This window comes from Hylemonella sp. W303a, from assembly GCF_046452315.1.
Lineage (GTDB): Bacteria > Pseudomonadota > Gammaproteobacteria > Burkholderiales > Burkholderiaceae_C > Hylemonella.
The window spans coordinates 378,806-400,567 of sequence record NZ_JBKFDG010000001.1 but is presented as its reverse complement, the minus strand read 5'-3'; the positions used below and the strand labels follow the sequence as shown (position 1 = coordinate 400,567).

General features: G+C 66.5%; 18 protein-coding genes. 4 read left to right on the top strand and 14 right to left on the bottom strand.

The features are described 5' to 3' along the window. Positions 1-5 precede the first annotated feature (5 nt). From ACLBKS_RS01850 to ACLBKS_RS01785, 14 genes are all read right to left on the bottom strand, one after another. On the bottom strand, positions 6-1,247 hold the full coding sequence (locus tag ACLBKS_RS01850; RefSeq protein WP_410191086.1) for an imelysin family protein: 1,242 nt from the start codon (positions 1,245-1,247) through the stop codon (positions 6-8). Between the two features lie 107 nt (positions 1,248-1,354). Beyond that, entirely contained in the window at positions 1,355-2,884 is a 1,530-nt protein-coding gene (locus ACLBKS_RS01845; protein WP_410191085.1) for a sulfite reductase subunit alpha, read from the bottom strand. 25 nt (positions 2,885-2,909) lie between these two features. After that, positions 2,910-4,049, bottom strand: a complete 1,140-nt coding sequence (locus ACLBKS_RS01840) for an FAD:protein FMN transferase (RefSeq protein ID WP_410191084.1) — start codon at positions 4,047-4,049, stop codon at positions 2,910-2,912. Positions 4,050-4,143: 94 nt separating this feature from the next. Then, complete coding sequence (locus tag ACLBKS_RS01835) at positions 4,144-5,046, bottom strand: DUF4198 domain-containing protein (RefSeq protein ID WP_410191083.1); 903 nt, start codon at positions 5,044-5,046, stop codon at positions 4,144-4,146. Between the two features lie 35 nt (positions 5,047-5,081). Beyond that, a complete protein-coding gene (locus ACLBKS_RS01830; RefSeq protein WP_410191082.1) occupies positions 5,082-5,648 on the bottom strand; it encodes a DUF2271 domain-containing protein in 567 nt (188 codons plus the stop codon). 31 nt (positions 5,649-5,679) lie between these two features. After that, a complete protein-coding gene (locus ACLBKS_RS01825) occupies positions 5,680-6,339 on the bottom strand; it encodes a PepSY-associated TM helix domain-containing protein (RefSeq protein WP_410191081.1) in 660 nt (219 codons plus the stop codon). A gap of 243 nt (positions 6,340-6,582) precedes the next feature. Further along, positions 6,583-8,043 carry an efflux transporter outer membrane subunit gene (locus ACLBKS_RS01820; protein WP_410191080.1) on the bottom strand — a complete coding sequence of 487 codons (1,461 nt, stop codon included), beginning with the start codon at positions 8,041-8,043 and terminating at the stop codon, positions 6,583-6,585. A gap of 39 nt (positions 8,044-8,082) precedes the next feature. Then, on the bottom strand, positions 8,083-10,080 hold the full coding sequence (locus ACLBKS_RS01815; RefSeq protein WP_410191079.1) for a MacB family efflux pump subunit: 1,998 nt from the start codon (positions 10,078-10,080) through the stop codon (positions 8,083-8,085). A gap of 28 nt (positions 10,081-10,108) precedes the next feature. Next, the gene (locus ACLBKS_RS01810) at positions 10,109-11,620 is read right to left on the bottom strand and encodes an efflux RND transporter periplasmic adaptor subunit (protein WP_410191078.1); all 1,512 of its coding nucleotides are present in this window, start codon (positions 11,618-11,620) and stop codon (positions 10,109-10,111) included. A gap of 216 nt (positions 11,621-11,836) precedes the next feature. Beyond that, complete coding sequence (locus ACLBKS_RS01805) at positions 11,837-12,646, bottom strand: HPP family protein (protein WP_410191077.1); 810 nt, start codon at positions 12,644-12,646, stop codon at positions 11,837-11,839. Between the two features lie 129 nt (positions 12,647-12,775). Beyond that, positions 12,776-14,041: a radical SAM family heme chaperone HemW gene (gene hemW / locus ACLBKS_RS01800; protein WP_410191076.1), complete on the bottom strand. Its 1,266-nt coding sequence runs from the start codon at positions 14,039-14,041 to the stop codon at positions 12,776-12,778. A 660-nt stretch (positions 14,042-14,701) separates the two neighbouring features. Continuing rightward, on the bottom strand, positions 14,702-15,310 hold the full coding sequence (locus ACLBKS_RS01795; RefSeq protein WP_410191075.1) for a non-canonical purine NTP pyrophosphatase: 609 nt from the start codon (positions 15,308-15,310) through the stop codon (positions 14,702-14,704). A gap of 22 nt (positions 15,311-15,332) precedes the next feature. Then, positions 15,333-16,097 carry a ribonuclease PH gene (rph, locus tag ACLBKS_RS01790; protein WP_410191074.1) on the bottom strand — a complete coding sequence of 255 codons (765 nt, stop codon included), beginning with the start codon at positions 16,095-16,097 and terminating at the stop codon, positions 15,333-15,335. Between the two features lie 18 nt (positions 16,098-16,115). Beyond that, positions 16,116-17,129: a serine/threonine protein kinase gene (locus ACLBKS_RS01785; RefSeq protein ID WP_410191073.1), complete on the bottom strand. Its 1,014-nt coding sequence runs from the start codon at positions 17,127-17,129 to the stop codon at positions 16,116-16,118. Between the two features lie 162 nt (positions 17,130-17,291). On the opposite strand from ACLBKS_RS01785, the gene ACLBKS_RS01780 reads away from it, so the two are divergent. From ACLBKS_RS01780 to ACLBKS_RS01765, 4 genes are all read left to right on the top strand, one after another. After that, entirely contained in the window at positions 17,292-18,281 is a 990-nt protein-coding gene (locus ACLBKS_RS01780) for a YicC/YloC family endoribonuclease (RefSeq protein WP_410191072.1), read from the top strand. 41 nt (positions 18,282-18,322) lie between these two features. Next, the gene (gene gmk, locus ACLBKS_RS01775) at positions 18,323-18,943 is read left to right on the top strand and encodes a guanylate kinase (RefSeq protein ID WP_410191071.1); all 621 of its coding nucleotides are present in this window, start codon (positions 18,323-18,325) and stop codon (positions 18,941-18,943) included. A 67-nt stretch (positions 18,944-19,010) separates the two neighbouring features. Continuing rightward, positions 19,011-19,214: a DNA-directed RNA polymerase subunit omega gene (gene rpoZ, locus ACLBKS_RS01770; RefSeq protein ID WP_006297469.1), complete on the top strand. Its 204-nt coding sequence runs from the start codon at positions 19,011-19,013 to the stop codon at positions 19,212-19,214. A 106-nt stretch (positions 19,215-19,320) separates the two neighbouring features. After that, on the top strand, positions 19,321-21,654 hold the full coding sequence (locus ACLBKS_RS01765; protein ID WP_410191070.1) for a RelA/SpoT family protein: 2,334 nt from the start codon (positions 19,321-19,323) through the stop codon (positions 21,652-21,654). Positions 21,655-21,762: the final 108 nt, after the last annotated feature.

The following is a 21,762-nucleotide window of genomic DNA, read 5'->3' as shown; positions in this document are numbered from 1 at the left end:
CGGGATCAGGGCTCCACCAAGGTCAGCTGCGTGATTCCGATGGCCGAGGCGGACTCAACCAGCAGCTTGGACTGCTCCACCAGGCTGGCGATGGTTGTCTTGACGACGGCCTGGCCCGGCGCGCCGTCCAGAATGGCGCGGTCGAAGGGCGCGGGAATGCGCCCGGCGTCGGCCACCGACTGCGCGATCTGGGCCGTGGTCTTGTCAGCCAGTGCCTTGTCCTTGGCCGCGACCAGGGCGCGCACGGAGGGGCCTTGCAGAACTTGACCATTGCGGCGCTTGTAGCTGCCCAGCCAGACGTTCTGGATGCCGGTGGCGTTGGCCACGATGTCGCGGTGCGTGTTGTCGGAGAAGCAGGAATGCTCGTCTTCCTGGTCCTGCGTGTTCAACGCCACTTCCATGCGCTCACCGGAAAGCTCGCCACGCGACAGCGAGCCCAGGCCCACGATGATCTTGCGCAACGATTCTTGACCGCCTTGCTCAAACCCGGCGCGGTAGTTCTTCTTGGCGCCCGCCTTTGCCGGAGCCCAGGCTTGCACCAGGAAACGCAAGTCGTCGATCAGCAGGTCGGTCACCACGTTGAGATAGAGGCGGCGGCGGTCCGCGTTCGGGGCCTTGCCATTGACGAAATCGGTGTAGGCGCGCTGACCCGGGCCGTTGTCGTCGAGGTCTTGACCCCAGAGCATGAACTCGATGGCATGCCAGCCGGTGGCGATGTTTTCCTCACCGTCTTTCTCATTGGCTTCCGAGAGGTTGGCCTTGGTGATCTTGAATTTGGGATCGTTAATGAAACCGCTGCCCGGTTTGCCCTCCACGCTGTCGACATAGGACTCGTCCATGGGCCAGGCGTTGATGCGGCCCTCGGGGCCTTCCTCGTCATCGATCGGGCCACCATAGAAACGGAAGGCTTCGGTCTGGCCGTAAAACTCACGCGCGTCCAGCCACGCCTTGCGGGCAGCGTCCAACTTGGCCTGACTGGGCGCGGCGGTGAAGGCGCGGACGGCTTTCTGCAGTTCCAACGCGGCCAGCAGGGTGTCCTCGTAATTGGAGTACACCAGCGTGGCGTAATGGGCCACCACGGTCTTGGCCGTGACGGCAGCCGCCGGGACGGTTTTCGCGACCGGAGCGGCCGAGGCAGGTGCCGGGCTCTGCGCGGCGGCGTTCAGACTGCTCAGGCCCACGGCCAGAACCAGGGCAGCGCCAGACGCGCTCGATTTCCAGAGTGGCTTGCTTGCTTGAGACTTCATGCTGCTTCCTTGGTCGTCGATTTCAGAAATAAAAATAGTTCTCAATTCTAAAGCAGGGGCCATGCGCACTGTGCAGTGGGCGCAGCGCTTGTGTGGCTGGCGGCCGATCAATACACGTCGCGGCGGTAGCGGCCTTCGTCGGCGAGCTGGCGCAGATCGGTTTCCCCCAAGATGTCGCGCAAGGCGGCATCCACCTCGCCCGCCATGCCCTGCAAGCTGCCGCAGACGTAGATCGCGGCGCCGGGCTGGCCGCACACGCCGCTGACCCAATCGCGCAACTCGGGCGCGGCGTCGCGCAAGGCGTGCTGCACGTAACGGCGCTGGCCCACCAGGCCCGCCTGGCCCACCATGGAGGCTGCCGCTGGAGCCGCCGGCTCGCGAGAAAACACCCACTCCACCCGCAACACGCCTTGTTCAACCCAGGTCTGCAGCTCATCGCGGTAATAGGCGTCGGTGGCGGCGTGACGTTCGCCAAAAAACAGCCAGAGCCTTGGCCCCGCGCCGTCCGCAGGCTGAGGAGCTTGGACAAGCCGCGCACGGATGTGAGCGCGCAGGCCCGCCAAGCCGGTGCCGTTGCCGATCAGGATCAGAGGTCGCGAGGCATTGGCGCCGATGCGAAAGGCGCTGTGCGAGCGCACACGCAGCATGGCGCGGCCTCCCACGGGCAGGCCCTGCTCGGTGGCCGCCGTCAGCCAGCCGGAGGCCAGACCCGGGCTACTGCTGCCGTCGGCCTGTGTGCGCCGGGTCTGCCGCACCAGCAGGTGCAAGGCGCCATCGGCAGGGATGGAAGCGATGGAGTAGTCGCGCGGCACGCCGGCGGCGCCGGGCACCTCGATCTGCGCGAGGTCTCCGGCTTCCCAGCTCGGCAAGGCGCCCTGCTCGGGCACGAACTCCAGGTGATGCACGGGCCCGCCTGCGCTGCCTGGGTTCAGGTGGCGGCGCGCGCGCAGGGTCCAGCCTTGCAAGGGCGGGGTCTCCCAATCGGGCAGATCCACACCGCCCGACACGCCTGCCATCCCGTGCGCGCCGATCAAAGCGCCCAGTTGTTCGCGCCAACGCAGCAAAGCCGACGGGGCCATGCGATCGGCTTCGATGCGGTCAAACAGCGGCTGCGCTCCGCAGTCCTGCAGCCAGGCATCGAGCGCGCGGCCAAAGCCACAGTACTGGGCGTAGCTGACGTCGCCCAGGGCCAGCACGCCAAACTTCAGCGCCTCCAGGCGCGGCGCCTCCGCGCGCTGCGCATCGGTCTGACCCGGAGCCTCCATGAGGTCTCGCACGAAGGCCGCCGCGCTGTCCGGCGCATCGCCCTCGCCATAGGTGCTGACGATGCACAGCAGGCGTTCGACGCCTTGCAGCGCCTCGCGGCGCAACTGCCCGAGCGGCAGCAGGCGCACCGCGAGCCCGGCGCTGTGCAGGGCCTGGGCGGTTTGCTCCGCCAAGGCCTCGGCCTGGCCGGTCTGGCTGGCGTGCACCACCCACCACGGCGTGCCTCCCGCGCTGGAACCGGGCACGGCGCTGTGCAGCAGAGCCTGTGCCCGCTGGGCCGCAGCCCGCACACGCTGGCGGTGCCGCCAGAAGATCAGCGTGCAAAAGGCCGCGTAGACCAGCAGCACGAGCAAGGCTTGAACAAACTTCATCGGAACCATTTCATGCGGCGCGAATTCAGGACGCCACGTCATCATCAGATGCGCTGGCCAACGCCTGCAAGGCGGGTGTGAGCACTTCGCGCAACGCCTCCCCAGCGCCGCCCTCGGCGGGCTCGCGCTGCACGAAAAGCGCCGCGATGCCGTGCTCGCGCGCCAAGGCCAGGCCGGACTCCAGGCCCAGCACCGTCAAGGCCGTGCTCCAGGCATCGGCCCACAAACATTCCTCGTGCAGCACGCTGACGGAAGCCAAGCCATGCGCGATGGGCCGCCCCGTGCGCGGGTCGATGGTGTGGGGCATGCGCTGACCGTCTCGGGTGTAGCAACGCCGGTAGTCGCCCGAGGTCGCGACGGACAGGCCATGCAAAGCCACACGGGTACGCGGCAACATGGCGAGTGACGCGGGGCCCGGAGACTCCAACTCCACCCACCAGGGTTGTCCGCCCAGACCATAGCCAACGCCACGCAGTTCCCCACCCACCTCGACCAGCAAATGCGCCAGCCCCGTGGACCGCAAGCGCGAGACGATGCGGTCCACCGCATACCCTTTGGCGATGGCCGAAAAGTCGAGCTGCACGCCGCCCGGCTGGACGATGCGGTCTCGCCCGTCGAAGCGCAAGGCGCGCCAGTCGCAGCGCACCAGCGCGGCGCCCACCTCCGTCTGCGTGGGCATGTGAAACCCCACTTCGTCATAGCGCTTGTGCACGCCGGGCGGATACAGCACATCGGAGGACGGACCGAAGCCCCAGAGATTGACCAAGGCGCCCGCAGCCGGATTGAATGCGCCACCCGACAACTCCGCCAGCGACAGCCCCGCGCTCAGCACTTCAGCAAAGGCCTGCGGCAAGCTGACGACTGTGCCCGGCGCCGCGCGGTTGAACCGCCCCAGGTCGGAGTCGGGCCGCCAATGGCTCATCTGGGCGATCACCAAATCCAGCTCGGCCTGCACGGCAGCGCGTACCGCCGCTTCCTGCGCTTGCCGCGGACCGGCCTCGCTCTGTCCATCGGCCACCCAGAGCACCCGCCAGCTCGTGCCCATGCTGGCGCCTTCGACACCATGGACGCGCGCGCCCAGGACGGGCGTCAGGGTCTCGTCCAGATGCAGTGGCAGCAGCACCCGGACGGCATCGGCAGCCGGGACGCAATCAGGGGTGCTCATCCCATGGGCCTATCAGCACATCCCGCGGGAGCCAGCCCGGCGGCGGCACAGCGCGCGCACCACCCGGCCCGGCCGCCCGCGCGGGGCGACGCGCTTACTGCGGCAGGACTTCCAGCGTCAGGCTGTAGCCCACGCGACGGGCGGGTTTGTCCAGCGTTCCACCCTGGCCCGGACCACCAGGACCGCCCTGCATGCCAGGGCCGCCCGCCTGCGGACCACCTTGGGGAGCGGCCGGACGCGCAGGCTCGACCTCCACCCAGTACATGCCGGCCTGCGGCCACTTGACCTTGATCTCGCCGTTCTTGTCGGTGTCCAGGTTCAGCTCGGTCAACTTGTCCTGGTGACGCTTACCCGCCAGGATCACGGTCACGCCATAGCCCGCAGCGGGCTTGCCGTCGTCCAGAAAGCGGAAGGTCGCGGTTTCACCGGCGAACAGGTCATTGGGGTGCGTCACCGCCACCAGCTCAATGCCACGGCCCGTGGGCTTGAGGGCCTCGGCGCTGGGCTTGCCGCGGGTCACGATGGTTTCGACGCGGGTCTGCGAGCGGGTCACGCGCACGTCTTGGGCGTCCTTGGGAATTTCCTTGCGCAGGCTGTCGGCCGTGCCGCGCACGCGCTTGGTTTCGTTGCCGACCTTGTAGCTGGCGAACATGCTGTCGTTGACGAGCGCGATGCGGTAGGTGCCCGCTTGCTCCAGCTTCACATCGAACACGCTGCGGTAGCGGGTCTTGGCTTGGTTTTGCGCCTCAACGGGCTTGCCGTCGGGCCCGGTGATGACCAGGTTGTCGAGGTTGCCCGCGTTGTGCTCGAAATAGAAGATGTCGTTGGACACGGCCGCATCCACGGTCACCCAGGGCTCCTGCCCGGCGAACACCGTGCCCGAAGGCAGCAGCCAGGAGCGGTGGGCCTGGACGGCCGTGGGCAGCAGCAAGGCGGTGGCGGAGACCGCCAGCGCGGCCACCGATGTGAAGAAGGAAAAACGTTGTTTCATGGTCATGGTCCTTGGATGTTCAGTGAGTCGGCTCGCGGCTCTCAAGGTTGGACGGTCACGCTGACCGCGCCCAGCTCGGTCTGGCCTCGGGCCTCGCTGCTGACCGCCTTGGCCCCGGCCTTGGCGGGCCAGGCGAAGGGCACGCGCACCAACTCGCGCCCACCGACTTCACGCGCGGCCTCGATCACCAGCTGGTACTCACCCGCGGGCAAGGACTTGAGCACGCTGTTGTCGCCAAAGCTCACCGTGTGCACGCCGGGCGCGCGGGTGGCGCCGCTGATGCCGTCCACGGGCATGTCGAGTTCACGCCCGCTCTTGCGCCACCAGGACCGCATGTCCTTGAGCCACTTGGTGCCTTCCTTGTTGCGCATCTTGAGGTCGTACCAGACGGCCAGATTGCCTGCGAAGCTCTGGTCGGGTTTCTCAATCCAGATCGCCACGTAGGGCCGGTGGTACTCGGCCACGTCCAGGCGCGGCACCTCGACGGTGAGCGACAGATCGGCGGCGAACACCGCCGCGGGACCGAAGGCAGCGACCAGCGGCGCGGCCCAAGGCAGGGCACGGGCCATGCCGGTGGCGGGCCGAGCGCTGGTGTACGAGATCTTCATGGCAGGCAACATGGGCAGGAAACTCCTCGCTTCAGGAATGAACAAACAAAATCAGCAACAGCAGCGGCGCGATCAGCCCCAGACCGACGAGGGGCCAGGTGCTGGGGCGGTTGGCCGCGTGGAACTTGAGAATCAGCAAGCCCGTGATGGAGAACAACAGGCACGCGACGGAAAACACATCAATGAACCACTTCCAGGCCCAGCCGGTGTGACGACCCTTGTGCAAGTCGTTGAGCCAGGAGATCCAGCCCCGGTCCGTCAGCTCGTACTCGACCTCGCCCGCGTCACGCGCGATGCGCAACCAGGCATCGCCACCCGGGCGGGGCAAGGACAGGTAAACCTCTTCGGGCGACCACTCGGCGGGTGCCTCCTTGGGCAAATCCAGCGACAGCGCGCCGTTCAGCCAAGTCCGCACCGCGGCCGGCAGCGGCGCATCGTCTCCAGCGGGTGTCTGGGCGGCGGCCTCGCCGCGCAGCAGGGCCAGCAACTCCGGCGGCAGTTGGACCTCGCGCCGCGTCACCTCGGGCTTGGCGGCGATGTCGGCCGCATGGTTGAGCGTGATGCCGGTGAAAGCGAACAGCAGCATGCCGATCAGGCACAGGGCCGAACTGATCCAATGCCATTGGTGCAAGGTCTTGAGCCACCAGGCACGCTGGGACGCAGCGGTGCGGGGGGCGGCTTCGGCGGACAAAGAGGGGGCTCCGGGAGTTTTCACGCTGGCGAGTATATCTATTTAAAAATCATTCTCATTCGCTTCGAGGTAAATACCGGGTAAATGGCCCTCGCCTCGGTATGTGGACTGCCTGCGAGAACTGCCGCACCCCGGCGCAGCCTGAGCGAGAGAAGAAGAGAGAAGAGGAGAGGAAATGAGAGATGCGAAAGATGCCCGGCCTGGCCTGGCCGGGAGTCGCTTCTCCTCTGCCCGCGAAAGGCGTCAGACCTCGGGCGCTGCAGCCCAGTCACCGCCCAGGGCCTTGTACAGATCCAGCACGGCCTGCAAGCGGGCCAGGCGCTGAACGCTCAAATTGTCTTGGGCGTTGAACAAGCTGCGCTGTGCGTCCAGCAGGGACATCAGGTCGCCGCTGCCTTCGCGGTAGCGCAATTCAGCCAAGCGCAAGGAAGCCTGGGCTTGCGCCACCAGTTCGCGCTGCAAATCCTCCTGCTGCTGGCTGTAGCCGGCCTGACCCAGGGCGTCGCCCACTTCCTTGACCGCCGTGCGCACGGCCTGGCCGTAGTTCTCGATCAACACCACCCGCTGGGATTCGCTCAACTGCACTTGCGCGCGCTGACGTCCCCCATCGAAGATGCTTTGCGCCAGGGACAGGCCCAGCGAGAGGCCACGCGTGGGATCGGCCAGGCTGAACAGACTGGCCGATGTCAGGGTGGTCGACGCGGACAAGGAGGCGGTGGGCCACAAGGCCGCGCGCGCCGCGTCCACATTGGCGTCGGCCGCGGCCAACTGGGCCTCGGCGGCGGCGAGGTCGGGCCGGCGCGTCAGCAGGGTCATGGGCAGGCCAGGGGCCAGCTCGGGAACCCGCAAGGCCGCGAAATCGGTGGCAGCGTCGCGCGAGACCGACAGGTACTCTTCGGGGGTGAACCCGATGGGCTGGCGCCCCAACAGCAGCGCCAACGCAGCGGCGCTCTGAGTGCGTTGCTGTTGCAGCGCGAGCAAGCTGACTCGCTGGCTCAGCAAGGTGCTGCGCTGCTGCGAGACCTCCAGCGGCGTGGCCACGCCATTGCGCAGCCGGGACTCCACGATCACCAGCAGACGCTCGGTACGTTCCAAGTTGGCCTGCGCCAGCGCGACGCGCTCGCTCAAGCCCAACCACTGGAAGTACTGGCCCGCCACGCCCGCCAACAGGCTCAGGCGCGCGGCTTGCCAATCGTGCTGGCTGGCGCGCAGGCTGGCCTGGCCCGCGCGCACGCTGTCGGCGACGCGGCCCCAAAGGTCCACCTCATAGCTGGCCGACAGACCCACGTTGGTCGACTCGCGCGTGGTCTCCACCCCCGCCGTGCTGCTGCGGCTGCGCGAAGCACCGGCACTGGCGTTCACCGAGGGCCAGCGCGAGGCGCCGCTTTGGCGCAGAGAAATCTCAGCCTGGCGGATGCGCTCGTAGGCGATGCGCAACTCGGCGCTGTCGCCCAACGCCTCTTTGACGAGGCGCTCCAGGGCCGGCGACTGGAAAGCCGTCCACCAGCCTGTGTCGATCAGGGGCGATTCGGCGGCGGGCGCATCAGCGCGCCAGCCCGTAGGCATCTGCACTTTGGCGCGCGCCGCCGCCCCGGCCGGATCGGCGGGTGGAGCCGTCCCGGCGCAGGCCTGCAGCAACAGCGCCACCGGCAAGACCAAGGCCCATCGGCTCACCACGCGTTTCTGGGTGGATGTGGAGTTCATGTCACGACGTTTCTTATTTGTTGCCACTGGCCGCCCTCCTCACTCGGAAGCCAAGGCCACCACCGGGTCCAGCCGCGCCGCCTTGCGCGCGGGCAGGTAACCAAACACCAGGCCGGTCGCGAAGGCGCAGCCAAAAGCCAGCAGCACGGGGGTGAGGGAGTACTGCACCGGCGTGCCAGCGGCGGCGATCACCGCGGCGACGCCCAGGCCAATGAACACACCGATCAGGCCGCCCAGCGCAGACACGAGCAAAGCCTCGATCAGGAACTGCTGCAGGATGTGCCGTTCGTGCGCGCCCGTGGCCATGCGAATGCCGATCTCGCGGGTGCGCTCGGTCACGCTCACCAGCATGATGTTCATCACGCCGATGCCGCCCACGAGCAGAGAAATCGCGGCGATGGAACCGAGCAGCACGGTCATCGTGTCCTGGGTCTCGCTGGCCGTCTCGATGATGGACGCCATGTTGCGCAACTGGAAGTCGACCACGCCATGGCGCTGGGCCAGCAACGCCTCCACGGCGGCTTGGGTTTCATCGATGCGGGTCACGTCCTGCACCGCCACGGTGACGTTGCGCAGGAAGCGCTGGCCCGAGAGACGCAATTGGCTGGTCTCGTAAGGCACCAACACCACGTCGTCCTGGTCTTGGCCAAAGGGCGAGGCCCCGCGCGCGCTCATCACGCCGACCACCTGGAACACCAGGTTATTGACCAGGATGAACTCACCGACCGGGTCCTGCCCGCCGGGGAACAGGGCACGCGCCACGGTCTGCCCCAGCACGGCCACGGTGGCGTAGTTCTGCTGATCTTCCTCGGTGAAAAAGGAACCACTGGCGGGCAGCCACTGCCGCACTTGCGGGTATTGCCAAGAGGTGCCCAGCACGCTGCTGCTGTAGTCGGCATCGCGGTAACGCAGGGTGGCGTTGCTGTTCTGCTCCGGCACCGCGGCCAGCACGTTGGGCACTTCGCGGTTGATGGCCTGCACGTCGGCCATCACCAGCGTGGCGACGTTGGAAAAGCCGCGCGAATTGGGCGCGCCTGGGCGCACCAGCAGCAAATTGCTGCCCATGGCGCTGATGCGGTCGATCACCGCCTGCTTGGCGCCGTCACCGATGGCCAGCATGGCGATGACCGACGCCACGCCGATCACGATGCCCAGCAGCGTGAGCACCGCGCGAAACACGTTGGAGCGCAAGGCCCTCACCGCCGTGCGAGCGGCTTCGATCAATTCGTCGGCATAGGACACCCGGCCGGAGTGCTGAGCCCAATAAGCGGTCTTGGGCTGGGCCTGCTGCTGGAGTTGAGGCGCGGGCCCCGGGTCCGCGACGATGTAACCATCCTTGATTTCGATGACCCGCTGCGCGTTGGCGGCCACTTCGGCCGAGTGCGTGATGATGATGACGGTGTGCCCTTGCGCCGCCAGGCTCTTGAGCAAGGCCATGACTTCCTCACCCGTCTTGCTGTCCAGCGCGCCCGTGGGCTCGTCGGCGAGGATGACGGGCCCACCATTCATCAACGCGCGGGCGATGGACACGCGTTGCTGTTGACCGCCGGACAGCTGGTTCGGCTTGTGGTGACTGCGCTCTCCCAGGCCCAGCGTCTCCAGCAACTCCCGGGCTCGCTCACGCCGGTCTTGCGGCGGCGCGCCCGCATAGACCGCCGGCACCTCCACGTTGTCGGCCGCGGTGCCGGTGGCAATCAGGTTGTAGCTCTGAAAAACGAAGCCAAAGGCGTCACGCCGCAGCGCGGCCAGTTCATCACGCGAGAGCGCCGCCACGTCCCGCCCCATGAAGCGGTAACTGCCCGTGGTGGGCTGGTCCAGGCAGCCCAGGATGTTCATCAATGTGGACTTGCCCGAACCCGAGGCCCCGACGATGGCGACCAGTTCGCCCGGATAGATGGACAGGTCGATGCCATGCAGCACGCGCGTGGCGAGTTCACCGTTGCGATAAGTCTTGGTGATGCCGCGCAACTCGATCAATGGGACGCGCGTGCTGGCCTGCGTCGGCTCACGCAGGCCCTGGTTCCGCTCCGCTGTCATGGACTCGCTCATGATCGTGGTCGCCCGATCACCGCATGCCACCCGGAGGCGGCATGCCCGACGGCGCTGCGCCCGAACGCGCGTTGCCACCGCCTGCGGCGGCCGCGGACGGCGCGCCAGCTTGGCGCTGCCCCGTCACGACGCGCTCTCCCTCCTGAAGGCCTGAGAGGATTTCAGCCAGCACGCGACTGCTCACGCCCACTTGCACCTCGCGCTCTTGCACGCCATCGGCCGTGAGCACCTTGGCGACCGCGCGGCGCGCGGGCATGGCGCCACCCGAGCCCGCAGCGGCGCCACCGCCACCCCAGGCCCCGGACGGCGGCCCGCCTGCGTTGCCGTTGGCGCGCCGTTCCGCGCGCAGGCGCTCACGCTCCTCGGGCGACAGGTTCTGCCAATCCGGGCGCGATCCTTGACCGCCTTGACCGCCTTGACCGCCTGCCGAACCGGCTCCACCTGACGCACTTGACGCACCTTGGGAAGAGGCCGCTGAGCCCGACGCGGGTGCGGCACCGCCGCCATTGGCCGAGCCTGAAGCCGCGCGCGGCCCCTGCGCGCCGCGCTGGATCGTCAAGCCAGCCACCGGCACGGTCAGCACACCCTTGGCCTGCGCGACGACGAAAAAGACCTGCGCGGTCATCTGGGACATGAGCCTGCGCTGCGGGTTGGGGACGTCGAACAAGGCGTTGTAGAGCACCACGTTGTTGGTCACCGTCGGCGTGGGCTCCACCTTCTTCAAAGTGCTCTGCCACCGCTGGCCGCCGTTGCCCAGGGTCGTGAAGTACACGGGCATGCCCACGCGCAGCCGGCTGACGTCGGCTTCCGACACCTGGGCCTGCACGGTCATGACGGAAAGGTCCGCGATGCGCAAGATGGTCGGCGCGGACTGGTTGGCGTTGAGCGTCTGTCCCTGGCGCGCGCTGATGCTCACCACCGTACCCGCCATGGGGGCGTAGATCTTGGCGTACTTGAGATTGGCCTCCTCCACCTGCATGCTGGCGTCGGCTTGTTCGATTTGCGCCTCCAGCGATTGGATCTGGGCGCGCGTGGACAGCACCGTGGTCTCGGCGTTCTGGACGGCTTCGGCGGTGGTCGCCTCGTCAGCCAACAGATTCTTCTGACGCCGCAGATCGCGCTCGGCCTTGGCCAGCTCCACCTGCCGCTGCGCCAGGGTCGCGCGCTGCGCGCGCAAGGAGGCGCGATTGGCCTTCACCCGAGCGGCCGACTGCTCGGCTCCAATCTCGGCCAGCAATTGCCCCGCCTGCACCTCGCTTCCGACTTCGACCAGGATCTTGGTGAGCTGCCCGGACACCTGAGCACCCACGTCCACGTAGTCGCGCGGCTGCAACAAGCCTGTGGCGGTGACCACGTCCTCGATGTCGCCCCGCTGCACCGCGGCCGTGAGATAACTGGCTTGCGCATTGTTTTTGCGCTCCCACCATTGCCAACCGCCCCAACCCGCGCCAATCAGCACGAGGGGCGTCATCCAAAGGGCAATGCGGCGCGAACGGTGACGGCGTGAGGTGGCGGGCGGAGATGACATGGGTGAGGCGTCGGAAATGAGAGCGAGGCATCATGCCCGCGCAGCGGAGCGGTATTGCGTCTCGTTTGTAAAGAACTATGTTCCATCCCGTCTTGCGGACTTCCGCGGATCGGGCGCCGCGTCTGGCGGCGCGCGATTGTCGCAAAGATGGAGAAGGCGCCCCGCCCAGGCACCGTCCGGCCAACGCGGGCCAGAGCTGACGTGAAGAAGCCCGCGTCAGCTCCAGAGATCCAGCGGCGGGTCGTTCACCAAGGCCCGCAGCAAGTCGCTGCGGGAAATGAAACCCACAAGCTCGCCGTCCTCGCCCCCGCTGCCCGCGGCGCCCCGCGCACCGCCTTCCCCCGCGCCTTCGAGGTTTTCAAGCACCGGCAGCCCTGGCAAGTCGGCGTCGAGCAGCACGCGAGCGACGCGGCGCAGATCCGCGTCAGGACTGACGGCGGGCACCGGGCTGAACATCACATCGGAGACCGGCCGCATCATCAGTTCGCGCCAGGCATCGGTGGGCGCATCTGGCCGCGGCAAACGACGCAAGTCCAGCAGCTCGGCCCGGCTGATCAGCCCGGCGAGGCGCCCCGGCGTGGCGCTGCGCGCACCGGCCAGCACCGGGGCCTGACCCACGCCACGCTCGCCCAGGAGGCGCCAAGCGTCGAACACGCTGGCGTCCGCGCTCACGGTGACGGGTTTGCGCGTCATCACGTCCACCACGCGCCGCAAAGGTTGACGCTCGCGCACCTGCCCGCTGGCGCGGGCATAGGCGGACAAGGCGGCACCCGCCGCCAGGCTGCGACGCGGGGCTTCGTCGACCCGCTGAACCACGCCGTCGTCGGTCTGGGTGGGCGGCACGCTGCCCTCGTACGCCCAATGGGCGGGTGTTCTGCGTATCACCGACGGAACCGGGCTGCGCGGGTCGAGCGATTGCCCAGCGAGCCGTCGCGTGCGCATGACGCCGCGCAGGGCCTCCACGCGCCAGAGGTCCTCCATCGCGCCGCGAAAAATGCGGCCGTTTTCACCGTAGATCGAGAACATGCCTACTCCTCAGGTCTTATCGCCCTGCTTCCTATTTCGGCAGACTGGGCAGTGAAATGAAGCGCCGAGTGCGGTTTGTGCGCGAGCGCCCGGCCTGCGGCGCGATTCAAGCCCCCCCCAAAGGGGGCATCAAGGCAGAAACAGCGCCTGCAAATCGCTCAGAAAATCGAAGCCCTGCTCCGTGGGCCGGGCCCGACTCAGGTCGCGGGTGAGCCAGCCCTTGCGCTCGGCCTCTTCCAACGGTTTCTGGATCGCCGTCAGCGCCAGGCCCGTTCGGTCCGCGAAATCTTGCAGCGCGAAGCCCTCGCGCAAGCGCAGGGCGTTGAGCATGAATTCGAAGGGCAGATCCGCCCGGCTGACTTCCTCGTCCTGCACCACAGCGCTGCCCGGGTTCGCCGACAGGGCGCGCTCCATGTAAAGGCGCGGCTCGCGCGCACGGACTTGGCGCACAACGCGGTGGGCAAAGCTGAGCTTGCCGTGAGCGCCCGCGCCGATGCCGAGGTAGTCACCAAACTGCCAGTAGTTGAGGTTGTGGCGGCAACCATGGCCGGGCTTCGCATAAGCCGAGACTTCGTAGCGCCGCAAGCCAGACGCGCCCGTGCGCTCGGTGATGCGGTCCAGCATGGCGTAGGCCGTGTCTTCGTCCGGCGTCTGGGGCGGGAACTTGGCGAAGTAGGTGTTGGGCTCGATGGTCAGGTGGTAGACCGAGAGGTGCGGTGGCGCGAACGACAAGGCCGCGTCCAGGTCGGCGTCCAGTTGATCCAGGCTCTGCCCCGGCAAGGCATACATCAGGTCCAGGTTCCAGGTCTCGAAGCTGCGCGCGGCTTCTTCCAGCGCGGCCAGCGCTTGCGCTCGGTCATGCACCCGGCCCAAGGCTTTCAGATGGTCATCGTTGAAGCTCTGCACGCCCACGGACAGGCGGGTGACACCGGCCGCGCGGAAGGCCGCGAAACGGTCTTTCTCGAAGGTGCCGGGGTTGGCTTCGAGTGTGATCTCGCAATCGGCCGAGAGCTTGAGCCGCGCACGGATGTCGCTGAGTAGCCGGTTGATACCAGCGGGGCTGAACAGACTGGGGGTGCCGCCGCCGATGAAGATGCTCTGCACCGAACGCCCCCAGATGAGGGGCAGCGAGACTTCAAGGTCAGCGATGAGCGCGTCAAGGTAGCGTTGCTCAGGGACGTCTTTCGGAGACAACTCGGCGCCGGGCCACCCCAAGCCGAGCGCGCCCCCTTGGGGGGCCGACGCCGCAGGCGTCTTGGGGGCCAATTCGTGTGAGTTGAAGTCGCAATACGGGCACTTCTTCAGGCACCAAGGCAGGTGCACGTAGAGCGAGAGCGGCGGCAGGCTGGGCAGTTGCAGCGTGCCGGGGCGCATGTAGTGTTGGATGTCGTGCATGGTGAGGCGCGTATTTTCAGGCAATACCCGGAGGCGCCCGCCCACGCGTTGAAGCGTGTCAAGTGCGCAAGGCCTGCCCAAGACCAGCGCGCTCATGCGATGGCGGTTTGCTGCGCAAACTCCGCATCGGCGGAACCATGAACGCCTGTCCGACTTAACTCCCGCCGCGCTCGCTGCGCGACCGCTCTGGTCAGACAGGAAAGTCGGAAATCAGTTCACGATGCACGCTGCACTTGCAGCGTGCGCGGCGTTCATGGCCCCGCCGATGCCGCCACCGAAGTCGCGCGCTGCCCTGGGGCAGGCCTTGCGCACGATCGGACAGGGTTAGGGACTAACAGTTAGCGTCTGGCTGAGTTGATCACTGTTTGCCCACGCGCGAGCCGGGCGCTGCGCATAGTGCGCGATTTCGGTGGTGGCATCGGTCATGCCTTGAACGCCGTCGCGCCGCAAGTGCGGCGCTTCGTCCTCTGATTTCCGGCATCGTGTTTGAGCGGCGCGATGGCGAAGCCATCGCACAGCGAGTTATGCCGGACCGGCGTTCAAGGCTTGACCGATGCGAAGTTGGCCGAAGGCCAACCACCACCGCATGAGCGCGCTATGCGCAGCGCCCGGCTCGCGCGTTCGCCCACCATTCAAGCGTGGCGAAAGCAAAGCGCCAACTCAGAACCAACGTTCCCGCATCAAGGTCACCATCTGCCGGGCCGACTGCCCACGATGGCTGTTTGCGTTCTTCACCTCGGTCGGCAGTTGCGCGAAGGTCTTGCCAAAGGCGGGAATGAACATCACCGGATCGAAGCCAAACCCGTTGTCGCCCACGGGCGCTTGCGTGATTTCACCCACGGCGCGACCCACGGCGATCAGGGGTTCGGGGTCGTCGGCGGAGCGCAAGGCCACCAGGGTGCTGACAAGCGCGGCGCGGCGCTTGCCCGGCCCTTGCACGTCCTTCATCTGTTCGAGCAAGGCGCGCACATTGTTGGCGTCGCCCTTCTCATAGCCGAACTGCGTGGCGTAGTAGGCCGTGTCCACGCCCGGCAAGCCACCAAAGGCGTCCACGCACAGTCCCGCGTCGTCGGCAACGGCGGGCAGTCCACTCAGCCGCGCGGCGTGCCGCGCCTTGGCCAGGGCGTTCTCGACGAAGGTGCGGTGCGGCTCGGGCGCCTCGGGAATGTTCAGGTCCGCCTGCCGGATCAACGCCACGCCCAGTGGCGCGAACAGCTCCTGCAGTTCCGCGAGTTTGCCCTTGTTGTTGGAAGCAAGAACCAGTTTCATGACACTTGACTCAATCCAGCCATCAAGCGAGAAGCGCCTGACGCTGCAAGGCCACGAGTTCGGTGATGCCTTTTTCCGCCAGGGCCAACAAGGCATCCATTTCCATGCGGCTGAACGCCGCGCCTTCGGCAGTGCCCTGCACCTCGATGTAATGGCCCTCACCCGCGGCGTTGACGGTCATCACCACGTTCATGTCGGTGTCGCAGGCCGAATCCTCGGTGTATTCCAGGTCCAACAAGGGCTGGCCATCGACGATGCCCACCGACACCGCCGCCACCGGCGCGGTGATGGGGGAGGCCTGAAGCTTGCCCTGCGCGATCAAGGTATTCACTGCGTCCTGCGCGGCGACCCAGGCACCGGTGATGGCGGCAGTGCGGGTGCCACCATCGGCTTGCAGCACGTCGCAGTCCAAAGTGATCGTGCGCTCGCCCAGGGCTTTCAGATCAAACACAGCCCGCAGGCTACGGCCGATCAGGCGTTGAATTTCCTGGGTACGCCCATTCTGCTTGCCACGCGCGGCCTCGCGGTCGCTGCGTGTGTGGGTGGAGCGCGGCAGCATGCCGTACTCCGCCGTAACCCAGCCCTCGCCGCTGCCCTTTTTATGCGGCGGCACACGTTCCTCGACCGAGGCGGTGCACAACACACGGGTTCGCCCAAATTCCATCAACACCGAACCCTCGGCATGCACGGTGTAGTGGCGGGTGATGCGCACGGTGCGCATCTGGTCGGCGGCGCGGTTCTCGGACCGCGTGATGGCGGCCGCAGCGCCCTTGGAACTGGAGTTCATGGTTTGATGAGAATTGATTCAGCGGGTCTTGACCGCGGGAAGGCCAGCCAGCCCGCGCCATGCCTTGCGCAACTGAGACACCCAGGTGTCGAAGCGCATGCGCATTTTTTCGCGGGGCGTCAGGCGCGTGTAGCGCAACTCGCTCTCGCGGCTCAGCTCTTTTTGCAAGGCAAAGACCGATTGCGGGCGCGACAGCGGGTCCAAGGCCATGCACCAGGCCACCACGTCAATCAGGTTGTCGGAGTAAACGCCGCGCAAGCGCGCCAAGCTGGTGGTCAGGCGATCCTTGTCCAAGCGCTGCGGTGCCTCATGCGGGGGATATCCGAGCATGCAAGCGTAGATGCAGGCGCCAATGGCGTAGATGTCGGTCCAGGGCCCCAGCGCTGCATCGCGTCGGTACATCTCGGGCGCGGCGAAGCCCGGCGTGTACATCGGCCGCACGAAATTGCTTTCCTTGGCCAGCACTTCGCGCGCCGCGCCGAAATCGATGAGGACCGCGCGGTTGTCGTCGGTGACGAAAACGTTGGCGGGTTTGATGTCCAGATGCAGCATCTTGTGCTGGTGGACGATGCGCAGGCCGCGCAGCACTTCGTCGAAGAGCGAACGGATGGTCGATTCGCGGAACACCTTCTGCTGCTTTTGTTCGCGCGCGGTGATGATGAACTCCTGCAGGGAGGCGCCTTCCAGGTAATTCATCACCAGGTAGACCGTGTCGTTGTCGCGAAAGAAGTTGAGCACGCTCACCACGGAGGGGTGAGAAATCTGCGCCAGCGCGCGCCCTTCCTCAAAGAAGCTTTTGAGCCCCAAGCGGTAGAGCGACAGGCGTTCAGGCGACACGTGGGGCAGTAGCTCACCCGCGCTACGCGTCACGAGCGAAGCGGGCAGATACTCTTTGATGGCCACGGGCTGGCCCGCGGCGTCGGTGGCTTGGTAAACCACGCCGAAGCCCCCAGCCGCGAGCTTGCGCACGATGCGATAGCCACCGCCAACGACAGTCTCAGGCGACAGGGGAGCGGGCTTGACCTTGGCCATCGTGAACGTGACGTGGAGGAGATGGAAGGAAGGCGATGCGGTTATGCTCGCCGCTTTTCCGGTGCTGGTCGCGACGCTGCCGCAATGCTTCGCAGGGATGGCCGCACCCGTATCCATCGCACCGCCTGACGGCGGCGCCACGCATGACCAGAGAGGAGAGCCATGTCAGTTTACAGCATGACCGGCTACGCCAGCGCTCAGCACGAAGCGCGCAAGGAGCCCGCTGCGGGCACGCCACAACCTAACTCCGCGGACCATTCGGCTTTCTCTTCCGGGCCCGCGACCAGCGCGGCCTCTTCCAACTTCGGCGCGCGTCTGGGCATCGAAATCCGCTCGGTCAACGGACGCTTCCTTGACTTGACACTGCGCTTGCCCGAAGAACTGCGCGCCACCGAACCCGCCTTGCGCGAGCTGGTGCAGGGCAAGCTCAAACGCGGCAAGGTGGAACTGCGCGCCTTCATCGAGACCGGCGACGGCGAGGGGCTGGGCGATCCGAGCCCGCGACTGTTGCAGCGCCTCGGTTCGCTTCAAGAGAGCGTTCGGACTTGGTTGCCGACCGCGCGCGAACTCAGTGTGGCCGACGTGCTGCGTCTGGCGGCGCAGCAGCATGAGAGCGAGCGCCGCGCCCTGCCGCAAGATTGGGGCACGCTGGCCCAGCAGCTCACCACCCAAGCCCTGGAGTCCTTGCTGCAAGCCCGCGAGCGCGAGGGCGCGCGACTGGCCACCATGCTGTTGGGGCACATCGCTCAGCTGCGCCAGCTCACGTCCCAGGCTGGCCCTCTGGTTCCCCAGTTGGTGGAGCAACAGCGTCAACGCTTCCTGGAGCGCTGGAAGGAGGCGATGAACCTGTCCGAAGGCAGTGCCACCCCCGAAGCCGCGCAGGATCGGGCGCTGACCGAGGCCACGGCCTACGCCATCCGCATTGACGTGGCTGAAGAGCTGACGCGCCTGGGCGCTCATTTGGACGAGATCGAGAGGATGCTGAAAAAGGGGGGCGATGTGGGCAAGCGGCTGGACTTTCTGATCCAGGAACTGCACCGTGAAGCCAACACCTTGGGCTCCAAGTCGGCAACGCTGGAACTCACGCGCATCTCGGTGGACATGAAGGTGCTGATCGAGCAGATGCGGGAACAAGTTCAGAACCTCGAATGACACCAGGCATCGGGCCAGCACCAGACCTCTAGAATCCCGCCATGGAATACCCCGGCAACCTCTTTGTCATCGCCGCCCCTAGCGGAGCGGGCAAGTCCAGCCTGGTCAACGCGCTGCTCGCGCAGGACGCGCGCCTGCAGCTCTCGATCTCCCACACCACGCGGGCGCCGCGCGGGCAGGAGCAGCACGGGCGCGAGTACTACTTCATTTCCCCGGCGGCTTTCGACGCCATGGTGGCCGCCGACGCCTTCGTCGAGTGGGCGAACGTGCACAACCACCGTTATGGCACCTCTCGCCAGTCCATCGCGGACCGCATCCTGGCCGGCACGGACATCGTGCTGGAAATCGACTACCAGGGTGCGATGCAGATCAAGAAACTGTTTCCCGCCGCGGCCACCCTGTTCATTCTTCCACCCAGCTGGGAGGAACTGCAGGCCCGGCTGATCAAGCGCGGCGAAGACAGCGAGGAGGTGATCGCCCTGCGCCTGAAGAACGCCGCGACCGAGATGGCCCAGGCCCCGCACTTTGATTTCGTTATAATCAATGACCAGTTTGAGCGCGCCTTGGCTGACTTGCGACTCGTCGTGCAAGCCCAGCGGCTCCGGTATCCGGCCCAGCGCCGGGCCCGGCCCGAGACCTTCGAGGCACTGCGTCTACCCTGACCGTTTCCCTGTATCACCTGCCGGATCCCAGCAAACGCCTTTGCTGCCCGGCCCCTGGAGCAGAACCATGGCCCGCATCACCGTCGAAGACTGCCTGCAGCAGATCCCCAACCGCTTCCAGCTGGTGCTGGCCGCGACCTATCGCGCCCGCATGCTGAGCCAGGGCCATGCGCCCAAGATCGAGAGCAAGAACAAGCCGGGCGTGACCGCCCTGCGCGAAATCGCCGAAGGCAAGGTCGGCCTGGAAATGCTCAAGAAAGTCCCGACCTGAGTCGCTCAGGCCCGGTCTTCAGAAAAACGTCAAAAAACCGACAAATAAAGCACCGCCCACGCGGTGCTTTTTTATTGCCCGCTACCATTCGGCCGTGAGTCACTTCATGCCCCCCACCACCGTCGCGCCCTCGGCCCCGGCTAACGCCGCGGGCCTGGGCGGTTTGCCGACGGGCGTGCCGGCCACGGCCGCGGAAGCGGCGGCGGCTCATAAGGTCAACGCGGTGGCAGCGGCCAACGCGGCGGCGGCGAGTTTCGCCAACCTCACCATAAAGCTGGATTACCTTTCTCCCGCCGACCTGGAACAAGTGCGGCAGGCGTACCGCTTCGCGGACGAAGCCCACCTGGGTCAGCTGCGCAACAGCGGCGAACCTTACATCACCCACCCGATCGCCGTCGCCGCGCTCTGCGCGGAATGGAAACTGGACGCGCAAGCCCTGATGGCTGCGTTGCTGCACGACGCCATCGAGGACTGCGGCGTGACCAAGCCCGAGCTGATCGAACGCTTTGGCGCGCCCGTGGCCGAGCTGGTGGATGGCTTGACCAAGCTGGACAAGCTCCAGTTCAGTACCCGAGAAGAAAACCAGGCTGAGAGTTTTCGCAAGATGCTGCTGGCCATGGCGCGGGACGTGCGCGTCATCCTGATCAAACTGGCCGACCGCAGCCACAACATGCGCACACTGTCCGATGTGCCACGCAGCAAATGGGCTCGCATTTCCTCGGAGACTTTGGAGATCTACGCGCCCATCGCTTACCGGCTCGGTCTCAACCAGACTTACCGCGAGTTGCAAGAACTCTCCTTCAGCCATTTGCGTCCCTGGCGCCATGCGGTTTTGTCCAAGGCGCTGGAGCGCGCGCGCAGCCGCCGCCGGGACTTGATTGGCAAGGTACAGAAGGAAGTCGAGGCGGCTTTTGAAGCCGCCCATATCCCGGTGCGCTTGGCTGGCCGGGAGAAGACCCTCTACTCCATCTACAAGAAGATGGATGAGAAGCACCTGAGCTTCGCGCAGATTTCGGACATGTATGGGTTTCGGGTCATCGTGCCCAACTTGGCCGATTGCTACACCGCCCTGGGGGTGCTGCACCAGCTCTACAAACCGGTGCCCGGAAAGTTCAAAGACCTGATCGCCATCCCCAAGGCCAACGGCTACCAATCCCTGCACACCATGCTGGTGGGCCCTTCGGCCGTGAACGTCGAGTTCCAGATCCGCACCCAAGCGATGCATGTGGTGGCCGAGTCAGGGGTGGCTGCCCACTGGCTCTACAAAGCCAATGAACCCGACAGCCCCATCGCCGCGCGCCTGGGCGCGCAGTGGCTGCAGTCCTTGCTGGACATTCAGAACGAAACGCGCGACGCCGCAGAGTTCCTGGACCACGTCAAGGTGGACCTCTTTCCTGAATCGGTTTACGTCTTCACCCCAAAGAGCAAGATCATCTCGCTGCCGCGCGGCGCCACGGTGGTCGATTTCGCCTATGCCATCCACAGCGACGTGGGTGACCGCGCCGTGGCAGCGCGCATCAATGGCGAACAAGTGCCGCTGCGCACCGAATTGCAAAGCGGAGACGCGGTGGAGATCGTCACGTCCACGGTCCCCGCGCCCAATCCGGCCTGGCTGAGCTTCGTGCGCACGGGCCGGGCGCGCAGCAAGATCCGTCACCACCTCAAAACCCTGGCACAAGCCGACAGCGAAAAGCTGGGCGAGAAACTCCTGCTGCAAGCCCTGCGCGGCGAGGGTGTGGAGCGCTTCCCCACGGACGACGAAGTCGGCAGCACCGCGCTGTGGAGCAAGTTGCTGCACTTCACGGGCAACCGCAGCCGCGCTGAACTGTTGGAGGACATTGGTCTGGGCAAACGCGTGGCAGACATCGTGGCCAAGCGCCTGGCCGCGTTGATCGCCGAGGAAACGGAAAGGGCATTGAGCGGCAAGGCACGCCCGGATGCCATTCGCGTGAGCCAAGAGCAGCTACTGCGCCGCCAAGAACGTCAGGCGCCGATCACCGTGGACGGCAGCGAAAGCGCGTCGGTGCGCTATGCCCCCTGCTGCCGCCCGATTCCTGGCGACGCCATCGTGGGTTACCTGGGCCGAGGCGAAGGCCTGGTGGTGCACACGGCCGACTGCGCCACGGCCCGCAAGCTGCTGAACAAGGACAGTGACCGCTTCATCGGCGTGGAATGGTCGGACGAGCCAACGCGCGCCTTCCAGACCGCCATCATCGTCACGCTCAACAACGGCAAGGGCGTGCTGGCGCGCGTGGCCTCGGCCCTGGCTGGCGCGGAAGCCGACATCGTGCACATCGACATGGGCCAGGAAGGCCCACAGGAAGTAACCGACCTGCGCTTCGTCATCGCTGTGCGGGACCGCGTGCATCTCGCCGCGGCGCTGCGCGCGCTCAAGCGCACCCCGGCCGTGCTGCGCGCGCGCCGGGCGGTTTCCAGCTGATCGGGTTTCAATACCGACCGATCCACATGACCCGCAGGCCCTTGGGCTTGGGGAACCCGACGATTTGGATTTGCGCAGCAAATCGTATGAGGAGCGGTCCCCACGCCC

Excerpts from the sequence above, each read along its gene's own strand:
- ACLBKS_RS01850 (WP_410191086.1), bottom strand. The coding sequence starts at position 1,247 with ATGAAGTCTCAAGCAAGCAAGCCACTCTGGAAATCGAGCGCGTCTGGC.
- ACLBKS_RS01845 (WP_410191085.1), bottom strand. The coding sequence starts at position 2,884 with ATGAAGTTTGTTCAAGCCTTGCTCGTGCTGCTGGTCTACGCGGCCTTT.
- ACLBKS_RS01840 (WP_410191084.1), bottom strand. The coding sequence starts at position 4,049 with ATGAGCACCCCTGATTGCGTCCCGGCTGCCGATGCCGTCCGGGTGCTG.
- ACLBKS_RS01835 (WP_410191083.1), bottom strand. The coding sequence starts at position 5,046 with ATGACCATGAAACAACGTTTTTCCTTCTTCACATCGGTGGCCGCGCTG.
- ACLBKS_RS01830 (WP_410191082.1), bottom strand. The coding sequence starts at position 5,648 with ATGAAGATCTCGTACACCAGCGCTCGGCCCGCCACCGGCATGGCCCGT.
- ACLBKS_RS01820 (WP_410191080.1), bottom strand. The coding sequence starts at position 8,043 with ATGAACTCCACATCCACCCAGAAACGCGTGGTGAGCCGATGGGCCTTG.
- ACLBKS_RS01815 (WP_410191079.1), bottom strand. The coding sequence starts at position 10,080 with ATGACAGCGGAGCGGAACCAGGGCCTGCGTGAGCCGACGCAGGCCAGC.
- ACLBKS_RS01810 (WP_410191078.1), bottom strand. The coding sequence starts at position 11,620 with ATGTCATCTCCGCCCGCCACCTCACGCCGTCACCGTTCGCGCCGCATT.
- ACLBKS_RS01805 (WP_410191077.1), bottom strand. The coding sequence starts at position 12,646 with ATGTTCTCGATCTACGGTGAAAACGGCCGCATTTTTCGCGGCGCGATG.
- hemW (WP_410191076.1), bottom strand. The coding sequence starts at position 14,041 with ATGCACGACATCCAACACTACATGCGCCCCGGCACGCTGCAACTGCCC.
- ACLBKS_RS01795 (WP_410191075.1), bottom strand. The coding sequence starts at position 15,310 with ATGAAACTGGTTCTTGCTTCCAACAACAAGGGCAAACTCGCGGAACTG.
- rph (WP_410191074.1), bottom strand. The coding sequence starts at position 16,097 with ATGAACTCCAGTTCCAAGGGCGCTGCGGCCGCCATCACGCGGTCCGAG.
- ACLBKS_RS01785 (WP_410191073.1), bottom strand. The coding sequence starts at position 17,129 with ATGGCCAAGGTCAAGCCCGCTCCCCTGTCGCCTGAGACTGTCGTTGGC.
- ACLBKS_RS01780 (WP_410191072.1), top strand. The coding sequence starts at position 17,292 with ATGTCAGTTTACAGCATGACCGGCTACGCCAGCGCTCAGCACGAAGCG.
- gmk (WP_410191071.1), top strand. The coding sequence starts at position 18,323 with ATGGAATACCCCGGCAACCTCTTTGTCATCGCCGCCCCTAGCGGAGCG.
- rpoZ (WP_006297469.1), top strand. The coding sequence starts at position 19,011 with ATGGCCCGCATCACCGTCGAAGACTGCCTGCAGCAGATCCCCAACCGC.
- ACLBKS_RS01765 (WP_410191070.1), top strand. The coding sequence starts at position 19,321 with ATGCCCCCCACCACCGTCGCGCCCTCGGCCCCGGCTAACGCCGCGGGC.